The organism is Variovorax paradoxus, assembly GCF_030811855.1.
GTDB classification, from domain to species: domain Bacteria; phylum Pseudomonadota; class Gammaproteobacteria; order Burkholderiales; family Burkholderiaceae_C; genus Variovorax; species Variovorax paradoxus_L.
The window spans coordinates 199,152-217,007 of the sequence record NZ_JAUSRN010000005.1; the positions used below are offsets into that span (position 1 = coordinate 199,152).

Annotated in this window: 17 protein-coding genes; 9 read left to right on the forward strand and 8 right to left on the reverse strand. The window is 65.9% G+C overall.

Going from position 1 to position 17,856, the window contains the following annotated elements; genetic code table 11:
* Nucleotides 1–40: 40 nt before the first annotated feature.
* From J2X92_RS12320 to J2X92_RS12350, 7 genes are all read left to right on the forward strand, one after another.
* Nucleotides 41–1,039 carry a LacI family DNA-binding transcriptional regulator gene (locus J2X92_RS12320; protein WP_307576038.1) on the forward strand — a complete coding sequence of 333 codons (999 nt, stop codon included), beginning with the start codon at nt 41–43 and terminating at the stop codon, nt 1,037–1,039.
* A 44-nt stretch (nt 1,040–1,083) separates the two neighbouring features.
* Nucleotides 1,084–2,109, forward strand: coding sequence for an ABC transporter substrate-binding protein (locus J2X92_RS12325; protein ID WP_373424836.1), 1,026 nt, complete (start codon nt 1,084–1,086; stop codon nt 2,107–2,109).
* 345 nt (nt 2,110–2,454) lie between these two features.
* Nucleotides 2,455–3,276, forward strand: a complete 822-nt coding sequence (locus J2X92_RS12330) for an ABC transporter permease (protein WP_307576039.1) — start codon at nt 2,455–2,457, stop codon at nt 3,274–3,276.
* Between the two features lie 16 nt (nt 3,277–3,292).
* The gene (locus tag J2X92_RS12335; RefSeq protein ID WP_307576040.1) at nt 3,293–4,093 is read left to right on the forward strand and encodes an ABC transporter permease; all 801 of its coding nucleotides are present in this window, start codon (nt 3,293–3,295) and stop codon (nt 4,091–4,093) included.
* On the forward strand, nt 4,083–5,144 hold the full coding sequence (locus J2X92_RS12340; protein ID WP_307576041.1) for an ABC transporter ATP-binding protein: 1,062 nt from the start codon (nt 4,083–4,085) through the stop codon (nt 5,142–5,144). The genes J2X92_RS12335 and J2X92_RS12340 overlap by 11 nt, the downstream gene beginning before the upstream one ends.
* Entirely contained in the window at nt 5,141–5,998 is an 858-nt protein-coding gene (locus J2X92_RS12345) for a phosphodiesterase (protein ID WP_307576042.1), read from the forward strand. Before J2X92_RS12340 ends, J2X92_RS12345 begins: the two co-directional genes overlap by 4 nt.
* Nucleotides 5,999–6,062: 64 nt before the next feature.
* On the forward strand, nt 6,063–7,724 hold the full coding sequence (locus tag J2X92_RS12350; protein WP_307576044.1) for a Na/Pi cotransporter family protein: 1,662 nt from the start codon (nt 6,063–6,065) through the stop codon (nt 7,722–7,724).
* A gap of 45 nt (nt 7,725–7,769) precedes the next feature.
* Here J2X92_RS12350 and J2X92_RS12355 read toward each other — a convergent pair whose 3' ends face one another.
* Both J2X92_RS12355 and J2X92_RS12360 read right to left on the reverse strand, forming a co-directional pair.
* The gene (locus J2X92_RS12355) at nt 7,770–8,177 is read right to left on the reverse strand and encodes a response regulator (protein ID WP_307576046.1); all 408 of its coding nucleotides are present in this window, start codon (nt 8,175–8,177) and stop codon (nt 7,770–7,772) included.
* 125 nt (nt 8,178–8,302) lie between these two features.
* On the reverse strand, nt 8,303–9,286 hold the full coding sequence (locus J2X92_RS12360; protein ID WP_307576047.1) for a quinone oxidoreductase family protein: 984 nt from the start codon (nt 9,284–9,286) through the stop codon (nt 8,303–8,305).
* A 103-nt stretch (nt 9,287–9,389) separates the two neighbouring features.
* On the opposite strand from J2X92_RS12360, the gene J2X92_RS12365 reads away from it, so the two are divergent.
* Complete coding sequence (locus J2X92_RS12365; protein WP_307576049.1) at nt 9,390–10,301, forward strand: DMT family transporter; 912 nt, start codon at nt 9,390–9,392, stop codon at nt 10,299–10,301.
* 38 nt (nt 10,302–10,339) lie between these two features.
* Here J2X92_RS12365 and J2X92_RS12370 read toward each other — a convergent pair whose 3' ends face one another.
* From J2X92_RS12370 to J2X92_RS12385, 4 genes are read right to left on the reverse strand one after another with little or no spacing between them, the layout of a single operon-like run.
* Entirely contained in the window at nt 10,340–11,134 is a 795-nt protein-coding gene (locus tag J2X92_RS12370) for an SDR family oxidoreductase (protein WP_307576050.1), read from the reverse strand.
* Nucleotides 11,135–11,161: 27 nt separating this feature from the next.
* Nucleotides 11,162–12,112, reverse strand: coding sequence for a DMT family transporter (locus J2X92_RS12375; RefSeq protein ID WP_307576052.1), 951 nt, complete (start codon nt 12,110–12,112; stop codon nt 11,162–11,164).
* A 21-nt stretch (nt 12,113–12,133) separates the two neighbouring features.
* Nucleotides 12,134–13,747, reverse strand: coding sequence for a gamma-glutamyltransferase family protein (locus J2X92_RS12380; protein ID WP_307576053.1), 1,614 nt, complete (start codon nt 13,745–13,747; stop codon nt 12,134–12,136).
* Nucleotides 13,748–13,759: 12 nt separating this feature from the next.
* A complete protein-coding gene (locus J2X92_RS12385) occupies nt 13,760–14,734 on the reverse strand; it encodes a Bug family tripartite tricarboxylate transporter substrate binding protein (protein ID WP_307576055.1) in 975 nt (324 codons plus the stop codon).
* A 98-nt stretch (nt 14,735–14,832) separates the two neighbouring features.
* On the opposite strand from J2X92_RS12385, the gene J2X92_RS12390 reads away from it, so the two are divergent.
* Entirely contained in the window at nt 14,833–15,759 is a 927-nt protein-coding gene (locus J2X92_RS12390; protein ID WP_307576057.1) for a LysR family transcriptional regulator, read from the forward strand.
* 50 nt (nt 15,760–15,809) lie between these two features.
* On the opposite strand, the gene J2X92_RS12395 is transcribed toward J2X92_RS12390, so the two are convergent.
* A complete protein-coding gene (locus J2X92_RS12395) occupies nt 15,810–17,324 on the reverse strand; it encodes a tripartite tricarboxylate transporter permease (RefSeq protein ID WP_093020097.1) in 1,515 nt (504 codons plus the stop codon).
* Nucleotides 17,325–17,336: 12 nt separating this feature from the next.
* A complete protein-coding gene (locus J2X92_RS12400; protein ID WP_307576060.1) occupies nt 17,337–17,825 on the reverse strand; it encodes a tripartite tricarboxylate transporter TctB family protein in 489 nt (162 codons plus the stop codon).
* Between the last annotated feature and the right edge of the window lie 31 nt (nt 17,826–17,856).

Sequence of the window (17,856 nt, forward strand, 5' to 3'; positions counted from 1 at the left end):
CTGCCGCGGTGCAATGTAATCGTTTACATAGCACCGCACGATGAGCATTCAATCCGTCGCAGCCAAGGCCGGGGTTTCCGTGGCCACCGTGTCGCGGGCGTTCAACTTCCCGGACAAGGTCACGCCAGCCACGCGTGAGTTGGTGGAACGCGTGGCGCGCGAGCTCCACTACGTGCCCAACGCCAGCGCGCGCACCTTGCGCACCCAGCGCAGCCGCGCGTTGGGCGTGGTGCTTCCTACGCTGCTGAATCCGACCTTTGCCGAGTGCCTTCAAGGCATCGCAGGCGCGGCCATTGCCGGCGGCTACGCGATCATCCCCATCACCACCGGCTACCAGCTCGACGAAGAAGAACGCGCGGTCCACCTGCTGCTGGCCGGCAACGTCGACGGGCTGATCCTCGTGGTGTCCAACCCCTCCACTTCGGCCGCGCTCGACCGGCTACGCAGCACCGGCACGCCCTACGTGCTGGCCTACAACCGGCATCCCGATCATCCTTGCGTGACCGTCGATGGCGAGGCGGCCGTGGCGGATGCGGTGGCGCGGCTGGTGCTGCTCGGCCATCGGCGCATCGCGATGGTCAGCGGCACGCTGGCCGCGTCCGATCGCGCGCAGCAACGCTATCGCGGCTATCAAAAAGGCATGGTCGACGCGGGGCTCGAAGCGCCTCCACTCATCGAAGTGCCGTTTGTCGAGAGCGCAGTCGATTTGCTCGCACAGCTGCTGCAGGCCAAGGTCCGGCCGTCCGCACTGGTCTGCTCGAACGACCTGCTCGCCATTCGCAGTATCCGCGCTGCGCACCTGAGCGGCCTCGACGTACCCGGCGATCTCAGCGTCGTGGGATTCGACGGCATTGCGCTAGGCGAAGACCTCACGCCGGCGCTCACGACCATTGCGCAGCCCAACAGCGACATCGGGCGCCGCAGCGTCGAGCTGCTGCTCCAGGCGATGGCCGGCGGCGCCGCGCTGCAGGCCGAAGCAAGCCTGTTGCTGCCCTGCTTCTTTCGCGATGGCGAGTCGTGCGCGGCCGCCGCACTTTGATCTCTTTTGTCCTCCGTCACATCCAACCAAGGAGCTCTTCCATGATGTTGTCCTTCCGGTCCTTCCGCTTCTCTCGCATGGCACGCCTCGCGCTGCTCGCCACCACACTCGCCGCCGGCAGCACGGCCATGGCGCAGACCGCCATTTGCTACAACTGCCCCACCGAGTGGGCCGACTGGGGCACGCAGCTCAAGGCCATCAAGGCCAAGACCGGCATCACCGTGCCGGCCGACAACAAGAACTCGGGCCAGTCGCTAGCGCAGCTCGTGGCCGAAAAAGGCAGCCCCGTGGCCGACGTCACCTATCTGGGCGTGACCTTCGCGGTGCAGGCGCAGAAAGAAGGCGTGGTCGAGCCCTACAAGCCGGCCGCGTGGAAAGACATTCCTGATGGCCTGAAGGACCCGGCCGGCAACTGGTTCACCATCCACTCCGGCACGCTCGGCTTCATGGTCAACGTCGATGCGCTCAAAGGCAAGCCGATTCCGAAGTCGTGGGCCGACCTGCTCAAGCCCGAGTACAAGGGCCTCATCGGCTATCTCGATCCGGCCTCGGCGTTCGTCGGCTATGTGGGTGCGGTGGCGGTGAACGAGGCACGCGGCGGCACGCTCGACAACTTCGGCCCGGCCATCGACTACTTCAAGGCGCTGCAGAAAAACGAGCCGATCGTGCCCAAGCAGACCTCGTACGCGCGCGTGCTGTCGGGCGAAATTGCGATCCTGCTCGATTACGACTTCAACGCCTATCGCGCCAAGTACAAGGACAAGGCCAACGTCGCCTTCGTCATTCCGACCGAAGGCACGCTGGCCGTGCCCTACGTGATGAGCCTCGTCGCAAAGGCACCGCACGCAGCCGAGGGCAAGAAGGTGCTCGACTTCGTTCTGTCCGACGAAGGCCAGGCTATCTGGGCCAAGGCCTACCTGCGACCGGTGCGCGCGGGTGCAATGCCGAAGGACGTAGAGGCGCAGTTCCTGCCTGCTAGTGAATACGCTCGCGCGAAGAGCGTGGACTATGCGCGCATGGCTGAGGCGCAGCGGGCGTTCTCTGATCGGTATCTCAAGGAAGTGCGCTGAGTAGACCTCAGATGCAACTCCGCTCTTCGTTTCGTCGCGTTGTGCGTTTGGTGCCTTGTTCAGGGCGCGCTCCCGCCGACGGGGTACCTTGCTCCGCGAATGTCCCCCGGCCTGCGGCCTCCTCCTTTATTTCGCTGCGCAAGGCACCCCATCAGCGGGAGCGTTGCAAAGAGCGGTGCTTGATCGAGCGGAACAACCGCAGCGTCCAGTGTGCACAGGGCGCCGGGTGCTCCCCGCAGCGAAATAAAGGAGGAGGCGAAGCCGGGGGACATTCGCGGAGGGGAGTACCCGGTGGCCTTTGCACGCGTCCTGAACAGCAGCACTCCAAACACAAGCGCAGCTGAAATGAAACCCGCTAACGCCTGGAACCCACGCTGGCGCCTTCTGGCCTGCGCAGCCCCCGCAGCCGTGTTCTTCGCGGCCTTCTGGCTGCTGCCAGTGGTGCGCCTCGTCACGCTACCGGCAACCAAGGGATGGACCACTTACTTCGCAGTGCTCACCGATTCGCGCTACCTGCAGAGCATGGCCAGCACCGTGGCGCTTTCAGTCGCCGTGACACTCGCAACGCTGGTACTCGGCGCGGCCGTCGGTATATATCTGGCGCGCCATGCCTTCACAGGCAAACGCATGCTGCTGTCGCTGCTCACGCTGCCTCTCTCCTTTCCGGGCGTGATCATCGGCTTCTTCGTCATCTTGCTCGGCGGGCGGCAAGGGCTGGTGGCTGACATTGGCGACAGCCTGTTCGGTGAGCGCATCACCTTTGCGTACGGCCTGCTCGGGCTGTTCCTGGCCTACCTGTACTTCTCGCTGCCGCGCGCCATTGCCACCTATGCGGCAGCGGCCGAGGCCATGAACGTGCAGCTCGAAGAAGCCGCGCGCTCGCTCGGCGCATCGCGCCTGCGGGTAGCGCGCGACGTGTGGATGCCAGAGCTCGCGCCTACCACGCTCGCCTGCGGCGCGATCCTGTTCGCCACCTCGATGGGCGCCTTCGGCACCGCCTTCACGCTGGCCAGCAAGTTCGAGGTAATTCCGATCACCATCTACAACGAGTTCACCAATTACGCCAACTTCGCGCTCGCCGCGTCGCTGTCGATCGCGCTGGGCCTCGTGACCTGGCTGGTGCTGTTCGCGGCGCGGCGCTTCGGCGCCAATCCGGTCGCGCGCTGAAGGAAAGAAACGCTTCATGCGAAAGAACATGCAACCCAAGGCGCCCTTCCTGCTGGCCGTGACCGTGCTGGTGAGCCTCTTCATGATCGCGCCGATGCTGCTGTCGGTGATGGCGGGCCTCGTCAACAACTACAGCGCGGGCCTGAAGAGCGGGCTCACGCTGCGCTGGCTCGGCGAGGTGTGGGAGAACTACGGCGGCACCGTCGGCTGGTCGCTTGCGCTCGCGCTGGCCTGCGTGGTCGGCACTGTGCTGCTGGGCGTGCCCTGCGCCTACGCGCTGGCGCGCAGCCGCTCGCGGGCCGCGCACATCTTCGAGGAGCTGCTGACGCTGCCGGTCGCGGTGCCCGGCCTCGCGACCGCGCTGGCGCTCATCCTCGCCTACGGCCAGCTCACGGCTTTCCGCCAGAGCTTCGCCTTCATTCTCGTGGGCCACATGGTGTTCACGCTGCCGTTCATGGTGCGCACGGTGAGTTCGGCTTTCCAGCGCGACGACCTGCTCGCGCTGGAGGAAGCGGCCCGCTCGCTGGGCGCGAACTTCCGCCAGCGCTTCATGGGCATCCTGGTACCGGCCGTGTTCCCCGCCATCGTGGCCGGCAGCCTGATGGTGTTCACGCTGTCAGTGGGCGAATTCAATCTCACCTGGATGCTGCACACGCCGCTCACGCGCACCTTGCCCGTGGGGCTGGCCGACAGCTATGCGTCGATGCGCATCGAGATCGGCTCGGCCTACACGCTGGTCTTCTTCGCCGTGATCCTTCCGGTGCTGTGGGGACTGCAGTACCTTGCCAACCTGATCCAGAAACGCCATGGAACTTGAACGCATTCCCATCGACATCTCGCGCTGCGCCAAGACCTATGCGGACGGCACGCGCGGCCTGTTGCCGACCGATCTGCACGTGGAGGCCGGCGAGGTGCTCGCACTGCTCGGCCCCTCGGGCTGCGGCAAGACCACGCTGCTGCGGCTGATCGCGGGACTCGAAGCACCCGATGCCGGCAGCCGCATCGTGTTCGGCGGCCAGGACGTCACCGACCGGCCGGTGGAGCACCGCGGCGTGGGCATGGTGTTCCAGAGCTACGCGCTTTTTCCGCAGATGACGGTGGCGGCCAACATCGGCTATGGCCTGCGTATCCGCGGCGTGGCGCCGGAAGAAGAAAAGCGAGCGGTCGGCGAACTGGTCGACCTGACGCGACTCGGCGGCCTGGAGAACAAGCGCCCCGCCGAGCTTTCGGGCGGCCAGCGGCAGCGCGTGGCGCTGGCGCGCGCCGTGGCCGTGCGTCCGCGCGTGCTGCTGCTGGACGAGCCCTTGGCCGCGCTCGACGCCAAGCTCAAGGAGTCGCTGCGCGACGAGCTCGCGGAGCTGCTGCGCCGGTTGCACATCACGGCCATCCACGTCACGCACGACCAGCAGGAGGCACTGGCCATTGCCGATCGGCTGGCGGTCATGAGCGCCGGGCGCATCGTGCAGATCGGCCGCGGCGAGGAGCTCTACCGCGCGCCGGCGCACCCCTTCGTGGCGGAGTTCCTGGGCCGGGTCAACCGGCTGGAGCGCAAGGCCGATGCCATCGCGCAAGGCGTTGTCCGACTTGGCGGCAGCACCCTGCCTTGCCCGCCTGCGTGGCAGAGCCATGCGATGCTCCTGGTCCGACCCGAAGACGTTGAAGTGTGCGCGCCGCGAGCAGACTGGGGCGCCGCCACGGTCGAACGCCGCACCTTCCTCGGCGACCGCGTGCAATTGCAGTTGCGCCTGCAAGACCAGCCCTTGCTGGTGGCCGATGTGGGCCGCGACACGCCGTTCGGCCCGGGCGATCCGGTCGGGCTTCGCATCCAGCCCGACCGCCTGATGACGTCGCAGGAAACCAGCGTATGACGACAACGACTGAAGACAGCACCTTCCTGGTCCAGCTCACCGACCTGCACATCCGCGAGCCCGGCCGCTTGGCCTATGGCCGCATCGACACCGCGCCCTACCTGGAGCGCGCGGTCCAGTCGGTGCTGCGACTGCCGCAACGTCCGGACGCGGTCGTGATCACCGGTGACCTGAGCGACTTTGGCCGCGCCGCCGAATACGAGCACCTGGCGCGCCTCTTGGAGCCGCTGACGATGCCCATCTATCTGATGCCCGGCAACCACGACGACCGCGACCAGCTGCGCCGCAGCTTTCCGGGCCACACCTACCTGGCGCCGGGCGTGGGCACGGTCGGATTCGTCCAGTATTCGGTTCGCGTGGGAGTGCTGCGCCTGCTGACGCTGGACACCTGCGTTCCGGGCCAGAGCCACGGCACTCTCTGCGACGAGCGCCTGGCCTGGCTCGAGCAACAGCTCGACGCCTGCCGCGGCGAACCCGTCGTCATCGCCATGCATCACCCGCCATTCCAGACGCTGATCGGCCACATGGACGAGATCGGCCTGCTTCAAGGCGCCGAGGCACTCGAAGCGCTGGTTGCCCAGCATCGCAACGTCGAGCGCGTGATCTGCGGCCACCTGCACCGGGCGATCGACGTGCGCTTTGGCGGCACCATCGCATCGACCTCGCCCGCCCCGGCGCACCAGGTCTGCCTGGACCTGTCGCCCAAGGCGCCTTCGGCCTGGACGCTGGAGCCGCCCGGCTTCAGGGTCCACGCCTGGTCCGCACAAAGCCGAAGACTTGTGACCCATTTAGCGGCTTCCGGCACGTTCGAAGGCCCTTTTCCATTCCATGACAACGGCGCATTGATCGACTGAGCCCATACATGTGGAAAATGGGGTCGAAAACGAAGCGAAACGAAAAGGACAGAAACCGCCCCCCATGAAGCATCTCCTGAACCTGCTGGCCGCCGTTGCATTGCTGGTGTGGGGCACGCACCTCGTGCGCACGGGCGTGCTGCGCGTGTTCGGCGCCAACCTGCGCAAGATCCTGGTGCAGAGCATGCGCAACCGGTTCACGGCCGCGCTCTCGGGCATCGGCGTCACGGCCCTGGTGCAGTCGAGCACCGCTACCTCGCTGATGACATCCTCCTTCGTGGGGCAGGGGCTGGTCACGCTGCCGGCGGCGCTGGCGGTGATGCGGGGGGCCGATGTGGGCACCGCCCTCATTGCGGTGCTGTTCTCGGCCGACCTGTCCTGGCTTTCGCCGATGTTCATCTTCGTGGGCGTGGTGCTGTTCATTTCGCGCTCTGCAAGCGTGGCGGGGCGGGTGGGCCGGGTGCTCATCGGCCTGGGGCTGATGCTGCTGGCCTTGCAACTGGTGGTGGAGGCCACCGAACCCCTGTTCTCTGCGCCGGCCATGCGTACCTTGCTGGCCTCGCTCACCAGCGACGTGCTGCTCGAAATCACCATCGGCGCCGCGCTCGCGATCGCGGCGTACTCGAGCCTGGCCGTGGTGCTGCTGGTGGCGGCCATGGCCAGCTCCAACGTGGTGCCGCTGGACGTCGCGCTCGGCCTGGTGCTGGGCGCCAACCTCGGGAGCGGCCTGCTGGCGGTGCTCACCACGGCCAAGTCAGCCGTGTCGGTGCGGCAGGTCACGGTAGGCAACCTGCTTTTCAAGGCATTGGGGGTTGCCATCGTCACGCCATTCGTCGGGCTCTGGCTGCGCTATGTACAGCCGCACGTGCCGAATGCAACCCATGGGGTGGTGCTGTTCCACCTGGCGTTCAACGTGGTCATTAGCGTGGGCTTCATCGGCCTCACGCAATGGGTGGCCAAGCTGGTCACCCGGATGCTGCCGGTGCCGCTGCAGCCGGCCACGTCCACGCGGCCGCACCATCTCGATCCGTCGGCGCTCTCGACCCCGTCGCTCGCCATTTCGAACGCCGCGCGCGAGGCGCTGCACCAGGCCGACGTGGTGGAGACCATGCTCATCGGGACGCTCGACGTGATCCGCCACAACGACCTGCGCCTGTCGCAGGAGCTGCGGCAGCTCGACGACACGGTCGACGAGCTCTACTCGGCCATCAAGTACTACATGACGCGCATCTCGCGCGAGGCGTTGGGCGAGGAAGAAAGCCGGCGCTGGACCGACATCATCAGCTTCACCATCAACATGGAGCAGATTGGCGACATCATCGAGCGCGTGATCATCGACATCGAGGACAAGAAGATCAAGCCGCAGCGCAATTTCTCTGAAGCAGGCATGGCGGAAATCGTCGAACTGCATGGGCGCCTGGTCGCCAACCTGCGGCTGAGCATGAGCGTCTTCCTCAACGGCAACGTGCGCGATGCGCAAAAGCTGCTGCAAGAGAAGGCCCGCTTCCGCGACCTCGAACGGGCCTACGCCACCACCCACCTCGATCGGCTTTCCGACCGCACCACGCTCAGCATCGAGACCAGTTCGCTGCACATCGACCTGATCAGCGACCTCAAGCGGATCAATTCGCACATCTGCTCCATCGCCTACCCCATCCTCGAATCGGCGGGCGCACTGGCGCCGAGTCGGCTGCGCGAATCGCGGCTCGGGAAAATCGAAGGCTGATTCTTCCAATGGCCGCGGGCGAGGGGCCTGCGCCGCGCTCTGCCCTCAGAGCGGCGAAGGGGACGACGCCACGAACTGCTCCTGCCGGCGGAGCAGGCAGAAGTCGATCAGGTCGTCGATTTCGGTGGCCTTGTCGAATACCGCATCCGCGCCCAGCTGCATGCACTTGCGGCGCGTCTCGGGCGTCAGGTGGTTGCTGAGCACCACCATCTTCTGCGTAGGCTCGCGGTTGCGGCAGGCTTCGAGCACGCTGAAGCCCGTGCCGTCCTTCAGGAACAGGTCGACCACGGCCAGGTCCCACTGAGACAGGTTGCTGGTGAGCCAGCGTATGCCTTCGAGTTCCGATTCCGCCTGGCCTACGGGATCGACCCGACCCACTTCGCGCAATGTGCTGGCCAAGGCCTCTCGGATGGTGGGGTTGTCCTCGACGATGAAGGTTCTGACAGTGTCCATGGCGCCGGCCTTCCCGAACTTTGTTGAAGGCTACAAAGTGCGCTTTGTGCAAGACGAAGGCATGACACCCCAGCAAGGGTAGGACAAGGCTGGCCCGCCGCCGGGGCATGCCAGCCTTGCACGGCTCAGAGCGTGAGGATGGTGCAGCCGGTGGTCTTCCGCGCTTCCAGGTCGCGGTGCGCCTGTTGAACGTCGGCCAATGCATAGCGCTGGTCGATCGGTATTTTCACGGCACCGCTCTGCACCACGGCAAACAGGTCGTCGGCCATGGCCTGAGTGCTTTCGCGGGTGGCGATGTGCGTGAACAGCGTGGGCCGCGTCACATAGAGGGAGCCCTTGGAGGCCAGCGTGCCGAGGCTGATCGGCGGCACCGGGCCTGAGCCGTTTCCGAACACCGCCAGAAGGCCGAACGGGCGCAGGCACTCGATGGAGCCTTCCCAGGTGTCCTTGCCCACCGAGTCGTAGGCCACCTTCACGCCCTTGCCGCCGGTGATCTCCTTCACGCGGGCCGCGAAGTTTTCGGTGCTGTAGTTGATGGCATGCGCCGCGCCGTACTCGAGCGCGAGCTTGCACTTGGCGTCGCTGCCCGCGGTGCCGATCAGCTGCAGGCCCAGCGCCTTGGCCCATTGGCAGGCGATCAGCCCAACGCCGCCGGCGGCGGCATGAAAGAGGATGAAGTCGCCGGGCTGCAGGCCTTCCACCGGCAGCGTCTTCTTCAGCAGGTATTGCGTGGTCAGGCCCTTTAGCATCATGGCCGCGCCGGTCTCGAAGGAGATGGCGTCGGGCAGCTTGCACACATTCTTGGCCGGCATCACGCGCAGCTCGCTGTAGGCGCCGGGCGGCTGGCTGGCGTAGGCGGCGCGGTCGCCGGCCTTGAGGTGCGCCACGCCTTCGCCCACGGCCTCCACCACGCCCGAGGCCTCCATGCCCAACTGCAGCGGCATCTGGAACGGATAGAGCCCGCTGCGCTGGTAGGTGTCGATGAAATTCAGGCCCACGGCCTTGTGGCGGATGCGTATTTCGCCGGGAGCGGGCTCGCCGACCTCCACGTCGACGATCTTCAGTTCTTCGGGACCGCCGTGGCGGTCGATACGGACGGCTTGGCTCATCATCTTTGCAGTCTCCAGGCACACGGAAAAAAGAAGAAGCGCATCCTGCCACGTTTGCCCTTGCCGCGGCGGCAGGGGGGAATGCCCGGTAGAGTCGGCGCCCATGCAGACACAGCAGCAGCAGCGCCTCACACCTTCCACCGTCTTCCTGCTCACCGTGCCGCCGCTGCTGTGGGCCGGCAATGCCGTGGTCGGACGCCTGGTGCGCGACCTCGTGTCGCCACTCACGCTGAACTTCGTGCGCTGGGTGATTGCCTTCGCGCTGCTGCTGCCGCTCGCATGGCCGGTGCTGCGGCCGACCAGCCCCTTGTGGACGCACTGGAAGCGCTACGCCGTGCTGGGGCTGCTCGGTATCGGCTGCTACAACGCGTTTCAATATCTTGCGCTGCAGACCTCCACGCCGATCAACGTCACGCTGGTGGGCTCCAGCCTGCCGCTGTGGATGCTGGCCACCGGCGCCGTCTTCTTCGGTGCCCGCGTCAGCGCGCGCGAGATCGGCGGGTCGCTTCTCTCGATGCTGGGCGTGCTGCTGGTGCTGAGCCGCGGCGAATGGCGGCAACTGCTCGGCCTGCGGCTGGTGCCGGGCGACCTCTACATGATCCTGGGCACCATCGCATGGGCCTTCTACAGCTGGATACTGGCGCGCACGCGCGAGCCGCAGGACGTGCGGCAGGATTGGGCCGCGTTTTTGATGGCGCAGCTGGTGTTCGGCCTCGCGTGGTCGGGCGTGTTCGCGGCCGGCGAATGGACGCTGACCGACGCCCACATCGTGCCCGGCTGGCCGCTGTTCGCGGCGCTGGCCTTCATCGGCATCGGCCCCGCGGTGCTCGCCTACCGCTGCTGGGGCAGCGGCGTGCAGCATGCGGGGCCGCAGGCGGCGAGCTTCTTCATGAACCTCACGCCGCTGTTCGCCGCGCTCTTGTCCGCGGCCTTTCTGCGGGAACCGCCGCAGTGGTACCACGGCGCGGCCTTCGCGCTCATCGTCGGCGGGATCGTGGTGTCTTCACGGCGCTGACCAACAACGCCCCGTTTGAAGCGAAGACTGGGGCGAGCTCAGTACGTGCCTGGGTAGGCGCCGCCGTCGGCGAGCACGTTCTGCCCGGTCATGTAGCCCGCCTGAATGCTGCAGAGAAACGCGCAGATGGCGCCAAACTCGGCCGGCGTGCCGAAGCGCCTGGCGGGAATGTTCTTCTTGCGGGCTTCCCACACAGTGTCGAAATCCTGGCCGGTCTTCTGGGCCGCGCCGGCCATCGTGCCCTTGAGGCGGTCCGTGTCGAAGGAGCCAGGCAGCAGGTTGTTGATGGTCACGCCTTGCGCCGCAATGGGCGTGCGCGCCACGCCGGCCACGAAGCCGGTCAGACCGCTGCGCGCGCCGTTGGAGAGGCCGAGGATGTCGATCGGCGACTTCACCGAGCTCGACGTGATGTTGACGATGCGCCCGAAGCCCCGCTTGGCCATGCCGTCGACCGTGGCCTTGATCAGCTCGATGGGCGTGAGCATGTTGGCATCGACGGCCTTGATCCAGGCCTCGCGGTCCCAGTTGCGAAAATCGCCGGGTGGCGGACCGCCGGCGTTGGTGACGACGATGTCGAAGTCATGGCCCAGTGCGAACACCGCGGCGCGGCCGGCCTCGGTGGTGATGTCCGCGGCCACGTGCTTGACGAAAGGCGTTGGCGAACCGGCGGCCGCGGCGGCCAGCTTCTTTGCCGCCGCTTCCAGCGCCTCGGCGCCGCGCGCCACGATCACCACGTTCACGCCTTCGCGCACCAGCGCTTCGGCGCAGCCGTAGCCCAATCCCTTGCTCGCGCCGCACACCAGCGCGGTCTTGCCTGCAATGCCCAGATCCATTTTTGTTGCTCCTGATCTGCAGGGGCGCTAGCGCCCCGTGCGGGTGAAAACGAAGATGCCCGCAATCACGAGCACCGTGCCGGCCGCGATCCACGCGGTGAACGGCTCGCCAAGTATGACCACGCCCATGAGAATGGTCGACAGCGGCCCGATCATGCCGGTTTGCGCAGCCATGGCGGGACCGATGCGCTCGATGGCCATCATGACCATCAGGACAGGCACCGCCGTGCACAGCGTGGCGTTGAGCACCGACAGCCAGATGACCTCGGGCGCCACCTGCATGGCAACACTCATCGGCCGCGTGAGCACGAACTGCAGGATGCACAGCACGCAGGCCACGGTGGTGGCCAGCCCCACGAGCCGCAGCGACCCCAGGCGCTTGACGAATTCGCCGCTGTAGACGAGATAGCCCGCATAGCTCACCGCGCTCAGGAACACCAGGAACGCGCCCCAGGCTGCCGCTCCGCCGCCCTTGCCGCCGCTGCCGATCCAGAGCTCGTGTCCGAACACCAGCAGCACGCCGGCATAGCTCACGATCATGCCCAGCACCTGCGGCCGCGTGGCGCGCCGCCGGTACAGCAGCCAGCCGAACAGCAGCACCAATGTCGGGTTGAGATAGAGGATCAGCCGCTCGAAGCTGGCCGAGATGTAGGCGAGCCCCGCAAAATCGAGAAAGCTTGCAAGGTAGTAGCCCGAGAAGCCGAGCCCGACTACGCCAAGCCAGTCGCGGAAGGTGAGCGCAGGCTTGCCGCGTCCGGCCCACCACGCCATGAGCGCGAACAGCGGCAGCGCGAACAGCATGCGCAGCATGATCAGCGTGATCGCATCCACGCCATAGCGGTAGGCCAGCTTGACGATGATCGCCTTGCCGCTGAACGCGATCGCGCCCAATGAGGCGAGGACGAGGCCGGCCCCGATGCTCTTTTTTGCGCTGCTTGCGGAAAAGGGGATGCCGGTCTGCACGGCGGACTTGGTCATCCCTCGATCATCGCTCGGCCGTCAGAAGCCCGCGGCCACGCCATCGCGGCGCGGATCGCTGGCGGCGACGTAACCCTCCACCGACGGATCGCCCGCGCGCCAGATGAACTGGCCGGCGCCGAAGTCCTGGTAGGAGTCGTCGATCACATCGAGGTGATGCCCGAGCTCGCGCAGGCCTTGCACGGTACTTGGATTCATCGCTGCTTCGACGTTTATTTCGAGTCCCGCATTGAAGCGCCAGCGCGGCGCATCGCAGGCGGCCTGCGGGTTCTGCTTGTAGTCGAGCATGCGCACCAGCGTCTGCATGTGGCCTTGCGGCTGCATGTTGCCGCCCATCACGCCGAAGCTCATCACCGGTTGTCCATCCTTGGTAAGGAAGGCCGGAATGATGGTGTGGAACGGACGCTTGCCCGGCGCAACGACGTTCGGGCTCTCCGCCCTGAGGCTGAATCCGTGCCCGCGGTTCTGCAGGCTGATGCCGAATTCGGGCTCCACGCAACCCGAGCCGAAGCCCATGTAGTTGCTCTGGATGAAGCTCACCATCATGCCGCTTTCGTCGGCAGCCGTGAGATAGATGGTGCCGCCCTTCACGGGATTGCCGGCCTTGAAGTCCTGTGCCTTTTTCACGTCGATGAGTCTCGCACGCGATGCGAGGTAGGAGTCATCGAGCATTTGCGCCGGGGTCACCGTCATCGACGATGGCTCAGAGACGTAGCGGTACACGTCGGCAAAGGCAAGCTTCATGGCTTCGATCTGCAGGTGCTGCGAAGCGACCGAGTCGACCGGCAGCGAGGCGATGTCGAACTTCTCGAGAATACCGAGCGCGATCAGCGCCGCAATGCCCTGCCCGTTGGGCGGAATCTCGTGCAGCGTGTGGCCGCGGTAGTCGCGCGAGATCGGCTTGACCCATTCGGGCTGGTAGGCCGAGAGATCGGCCACCGTGAGCGAGCCGCCCTGCTCGGTCGAGAACCTGGCGAGCGCTTCGGCGATCTCGCCGTTGTAGTAGGCCTCGCCCTTGGTGCGGGCAATGGCCTTGAGCGCGCGCGCCGCTGCCGTGAAACGGAACAGCTCGCCCACCTCGGGCGCACGGCCCCAGGGCATGAACGTCTGCGCGAAGCCCGCCACCGTTTCGAGCACCGGCGTGGCCGCCGCCCATTTCTGCTGCACCACCGGCGGCACCAGGTAGCCGCGCTCGGCGATGTCGATGGCCGGCGCCAGCAGGTCGGCGAAAGGCAGCTTGCCGAAGCGGTCGGAGAGCGCTACCCAGCCGCGCACCGCGCCCGGCACCGTGACCGAGTCGATGCCGCGCATCGGCGGCGTGGTGGCGTCAGCGCCGTACTTGGCCTTGAAGTATTCGGGCGTCCAGGCCTTGGGCGCGGGACCCGACGCGTTGAGGCCGTGCAGTTCCTTGCCATCCCACAAGATGCAGAAGGCGTCGCTGCCGAGGCCGTTGCTCACGGGCTCGACCAGCGTCATGACGGCCGCCGTGGCGATGGCCGCATCGACGGCGTTGCCGCCCTGCTGAAGCATGCGCAGTCCGGCCTGCGAGGCGAGCGGGTGCGAAGTAGACACCACGTTGCGCGCAAAGATCGGAATGCGTGTGGAGAGGTAGGGGTTGCTGAAATCGAAGTTCATGGAGACGTCTCTCTATTCGTTGCTGATCTTGCGTTCGACGATGATTTTTTTCCACTTGGCCGCATCGGTAGCCACCATCTTCGCAAACTGCTCGGGGGTGCCGGGAGCGGCAGGTTCGATGCCCAGGCGCGAGAGCTTTTCCTTCACCTCGGGATCGGCCAGCGCCTCGTTAGCGGCCTTGTTGACGCGCGCCACGATGTCGGCCGGCAGCCCCTTCGGACCATAGAAGCCGAACCAAGTGTTCGACTCGAATCCGGGCAGCGTGTCGGCAATCGGAGGCAGTTCGGGCGCGAGCGCGCTGCGCTTCAGCGTGGTGACGCCGAGTGCGCGCAGCCGTCCGTCGCGCACGTGCGGCATGCCGGTAGGCAGCGAGTCGAACAGCACGTCGACCTTGCCGCTGATCAGGTCCGGAATCGCCAATGCCGTGCCTTTGTACGGAATGTGCGTCACGAACACGCCGGCCTGCGCCTTGAAGAGCTCGGCGGTGAGCTGCACGATGGTGCCGTTGCCGCTGGACGCATAGTTGAGCTTGCCGGGATTCTTCTGCGCATAGGCGATCCATTCGCGCACGGTCTTGGCAGGCGAATCGACCGGCACCAGCATGATGCTCGGCGCATCGCCGACGTGCGCGATGGGCGAGAAGTCGCGCACCGTGTCGTAGGGCAGTTTGCTGGTGATGGCGGGCCCGATGGAGTGCGTGCTGGTAGTCGCCAGCAACAGCGTGTAGCCATCGGGCGGCGCCTTGGCGACCATGTCGGAACCGATGGCACCGCCGGCGCCCGGCTTGTTGTCGACGATCAGCGTGGCGCCGAGCTTCTCGCTCATCTTCTGCCCGAGGGTGCGTGCAAAAAGATCCGTGGCGCCGGCCGCCGGGAACGGCACGATGAGCCGCACTGGCTTGTTCGGGTAGCCCTGGGCCAGGCTGGCCGTCGATGCCGCCATGCAAAGCGCAACGGCAACCCCTTGAAGGAACTGGATTCGTTTCATGGTGCTTGGATTCTGGCGCGGTGGAGAAACCTTGCATGCTATGCAGCCGATGGGCATCAAGCCAGATAATCCAGCTTATTCAACTATGAGCGCTGTTTATGGCAAGGAACGCGACGGAAGAGATCTCGCTGCAGCAGCTGCGGGCGCTGGCGGCCGTTGCCGAATCGGGCAGCTTCACGCTCGCCGCCGAAACCCTGCAGCTCACGCAGCCGGCCATCAGCCACCTGGTCAAGCGCATGGAGGAAGAGCTTGGCCAGCCGCTTGTCGTGCGGGGCCGCCGCATCCGCCTCACGAGCGCGGGCGAAGTGATGGTCGAGACCGCGGTGCGCGCGCTGAGGCTCATCGATGAATCGGTTGACGCCTGCCGTTCGCAGTCACAGCTGCGGGAGGGCCGCGTGGTGCTGGCTGTGGGCCACCTCACGGCGGGCGCCCTGCTGCCGCCCATGCTCGCCCGCTTTTCGCGCAAGCACCCCACGCTCGCCACCACGCTGCTCGACAGCACGGCGGAGCAGATGATCTCGCGCATCCTCTCGCAGGAGGCCGACCTGGGCTTTGGCTCCGACATCGGCCAGAAGCACTCCGAACTGGCGACCGAGCCTCTTTTTTCCGAACGCATGGCCCTGTTCGTGCGCGACGACCATCCGCTCGCGCAGCGCGTGGTTGTCGATGCCAGGCACCTTGAGGGATTGCCCTTCATCCACGTCAATCCCGACGCCAATGTGTGGCGCGCCGTCAGCCGACAGCTATCGAGCGTGGCCAACGTCTATCCGCGCGTGGTGCACCACGTGTCCATGCTGTCGACCGCGTTCGGGCTCATCCAGGCGGGTGCCGGCGTAGCGCTGCTGCCGCGCTATGTCGAGGTGCTGATGCCGGGCAACCTGCGCGCTGTGGGCGTGACCCGTCCCATCCTTGAATATCCGGTGGTCGCCGTCCGGCTGGCCAAGCATCCCCTCAGCCCGGCGGCGATGGCATTCCTCGCGATGGCAAGGCAGCACATGAGCCCGCCGCGAGCCGCTAAGCCCTGAAAAACAAACGGCGCCCGAAGGCGCCGCTCGTTTGCTTGGGTTCGCGAAGATCAGTCGACTTCGACGAAGGCTTCTTCCCGCTTCGATTTGACGGCAGGCAGCAGCACGATCACCAAGAGCAGCGCCGCGGCGGCCAGCAGGCTGGCGGAGATCGGGCGCGTGACGAACACGCTCCAGTCGCCACGCGACAGCAGCAACGAACGGCGCAGGTTCTCTTCCATCATCGGTCCGAGGATGAAGCCCAAAAGCAGCGGCGCAGGCTCGCATCCCAGCTTGAAGAAGGAGTAGCCCACCAGGCCGAAGATGCCCACCATCCAGATGTCGAAGGTGTTGTTGTTGGTCGAGTACACGCCAATGGCGCAGAACAGCACGATGGCCGGGAACAGGTACTTGTAGGGCACGGACAGGAGCTTGATCCACATGCCGATGAGCGGCAGGTTCAGGATGATCAGCATTGCGTTGCCCAGCCACATCGAGGCGATCAGGCCCCAGAACAGCTCGGGGTTGCTGGTCATCACCTGCGGACCGGGCTGGATGTTGTGGATGGTCATCGCGCCGACCATCAGCGCCATCACGGCGTTGGGCGGAATGCCCAGCGTCAGCAGCGGGATGAAGGAGGTCTGGGCACCGGCGTTGTTGGCCGATTCGGGAGCCGCCACACCGCGGATGTTGCCCTTGCCGAAGGGCACTTCGCCCGGCTGCAGCTTGGTCTTCTTCTCGATGGTGTAGGCCGCAAAGGCCGCCAGCAGCGCACCGCCGCCGGGCAGGATGCCCAGGGCCGAGCCCAGCGCCGTGCCGCGCAGCACCGCGGGGATCATGCGCTTGAAGTCGTCCTTGGTCGGGAACAGGCCCGAGACCTTGGCGGTGAACACTTCGCGCTCGTCATCGGGGCGCGAGAGGTTGGCAATGATTTCGCCGTAGCCGAACACGCCCATGGCAATCGCCACGAAGCCGATGCCGTCGGTGAGTTCAGGAATGTCGAAGCTGTAACGCGCCACGCCCGAGTTCACGTCGGTGCCGACCAGGCCCATCAGGAGTCCCAGCACGATCATGCCGATGGCCTTGAGCAGCGAGCCCGAAGCCAGCACCACGGCGCCGATCAGACCCAGGATCATCAGCGAGAAATACTCCGCAGGGCCGAACTTGAAGGCCAACTCGGTCAGCGGCGGCGCAAAGGCAGCCAGGATCAGCGTACCCACGCAGCCTGCGAAGAACGAGCCCAGGCCCGCCGCGGCGAGCGCGGGACCCGCACGGCCCTTGCGCGCCATCTGGTAGCCGTCGATCACGGTCACCACCGAGGACGATTCGCCCGGCAGGTTGACCAGAATCGCGGTGGTGGAGCCGCCGTACTGCGCGCCATAGTAGATGCCGGCCAGCATGATCAGCGCCGACACGGGCGGCAGCGCGTACGTGGCGGGCAGCAGCATTGCGATAGTTGCGACGGGGCCGATGCCAGGCAGCACGCCGATCAGCGTGCCCAAAATACAGCCGACCAGGCAATACAGCAGGTTCGTGAAGGTAAAGGCAACGCCAAAACCCATCGAGAGGTGTTCAAACAGTTCCATTTGCGCGCTTTCTCAACCGGTGATGAAGGTCGGCCAGACCTGGATCTGCAGCTTGAGCGCCCAGATGAAGGCCACATAGCTGCCGATGGCGAGCACGGTGGCCAGGACCAGCACGCTTGGCAGCTTGAACTCGTGGCCCGCAAGGCTCGAAATGATCACGAGCGCGTAGATCGCGATGATCATTCCCATGGCCGGCACGCCGATGCTTGGCAGGCCGCCCAGCAAGATGCCGAATGCGAGGTTGGCGCCCAGAATGAACACCACCTGCTTCCAGGCCCACTTGCCGATTTTTTCGCCGTCGGCGGTTTCGACGGTCAGGCCGCTGAACATGATCCCGAGGCCAATGATGGCCATCAGAATGCCCAGCATCAACGGGAAGTAGCCCGGCCCCATGCGGGCGCCGCTGCCTACGCTGTAGGTGGTGGCGCCCCATGCGAACGCCGTTCCTACGACCGTAAACATCAGGCCCGAGAAAAAGTCTTTCTGACTCTTGATTTTCACGAACAGTCTCCTCGAACAAATTTCGATGCGA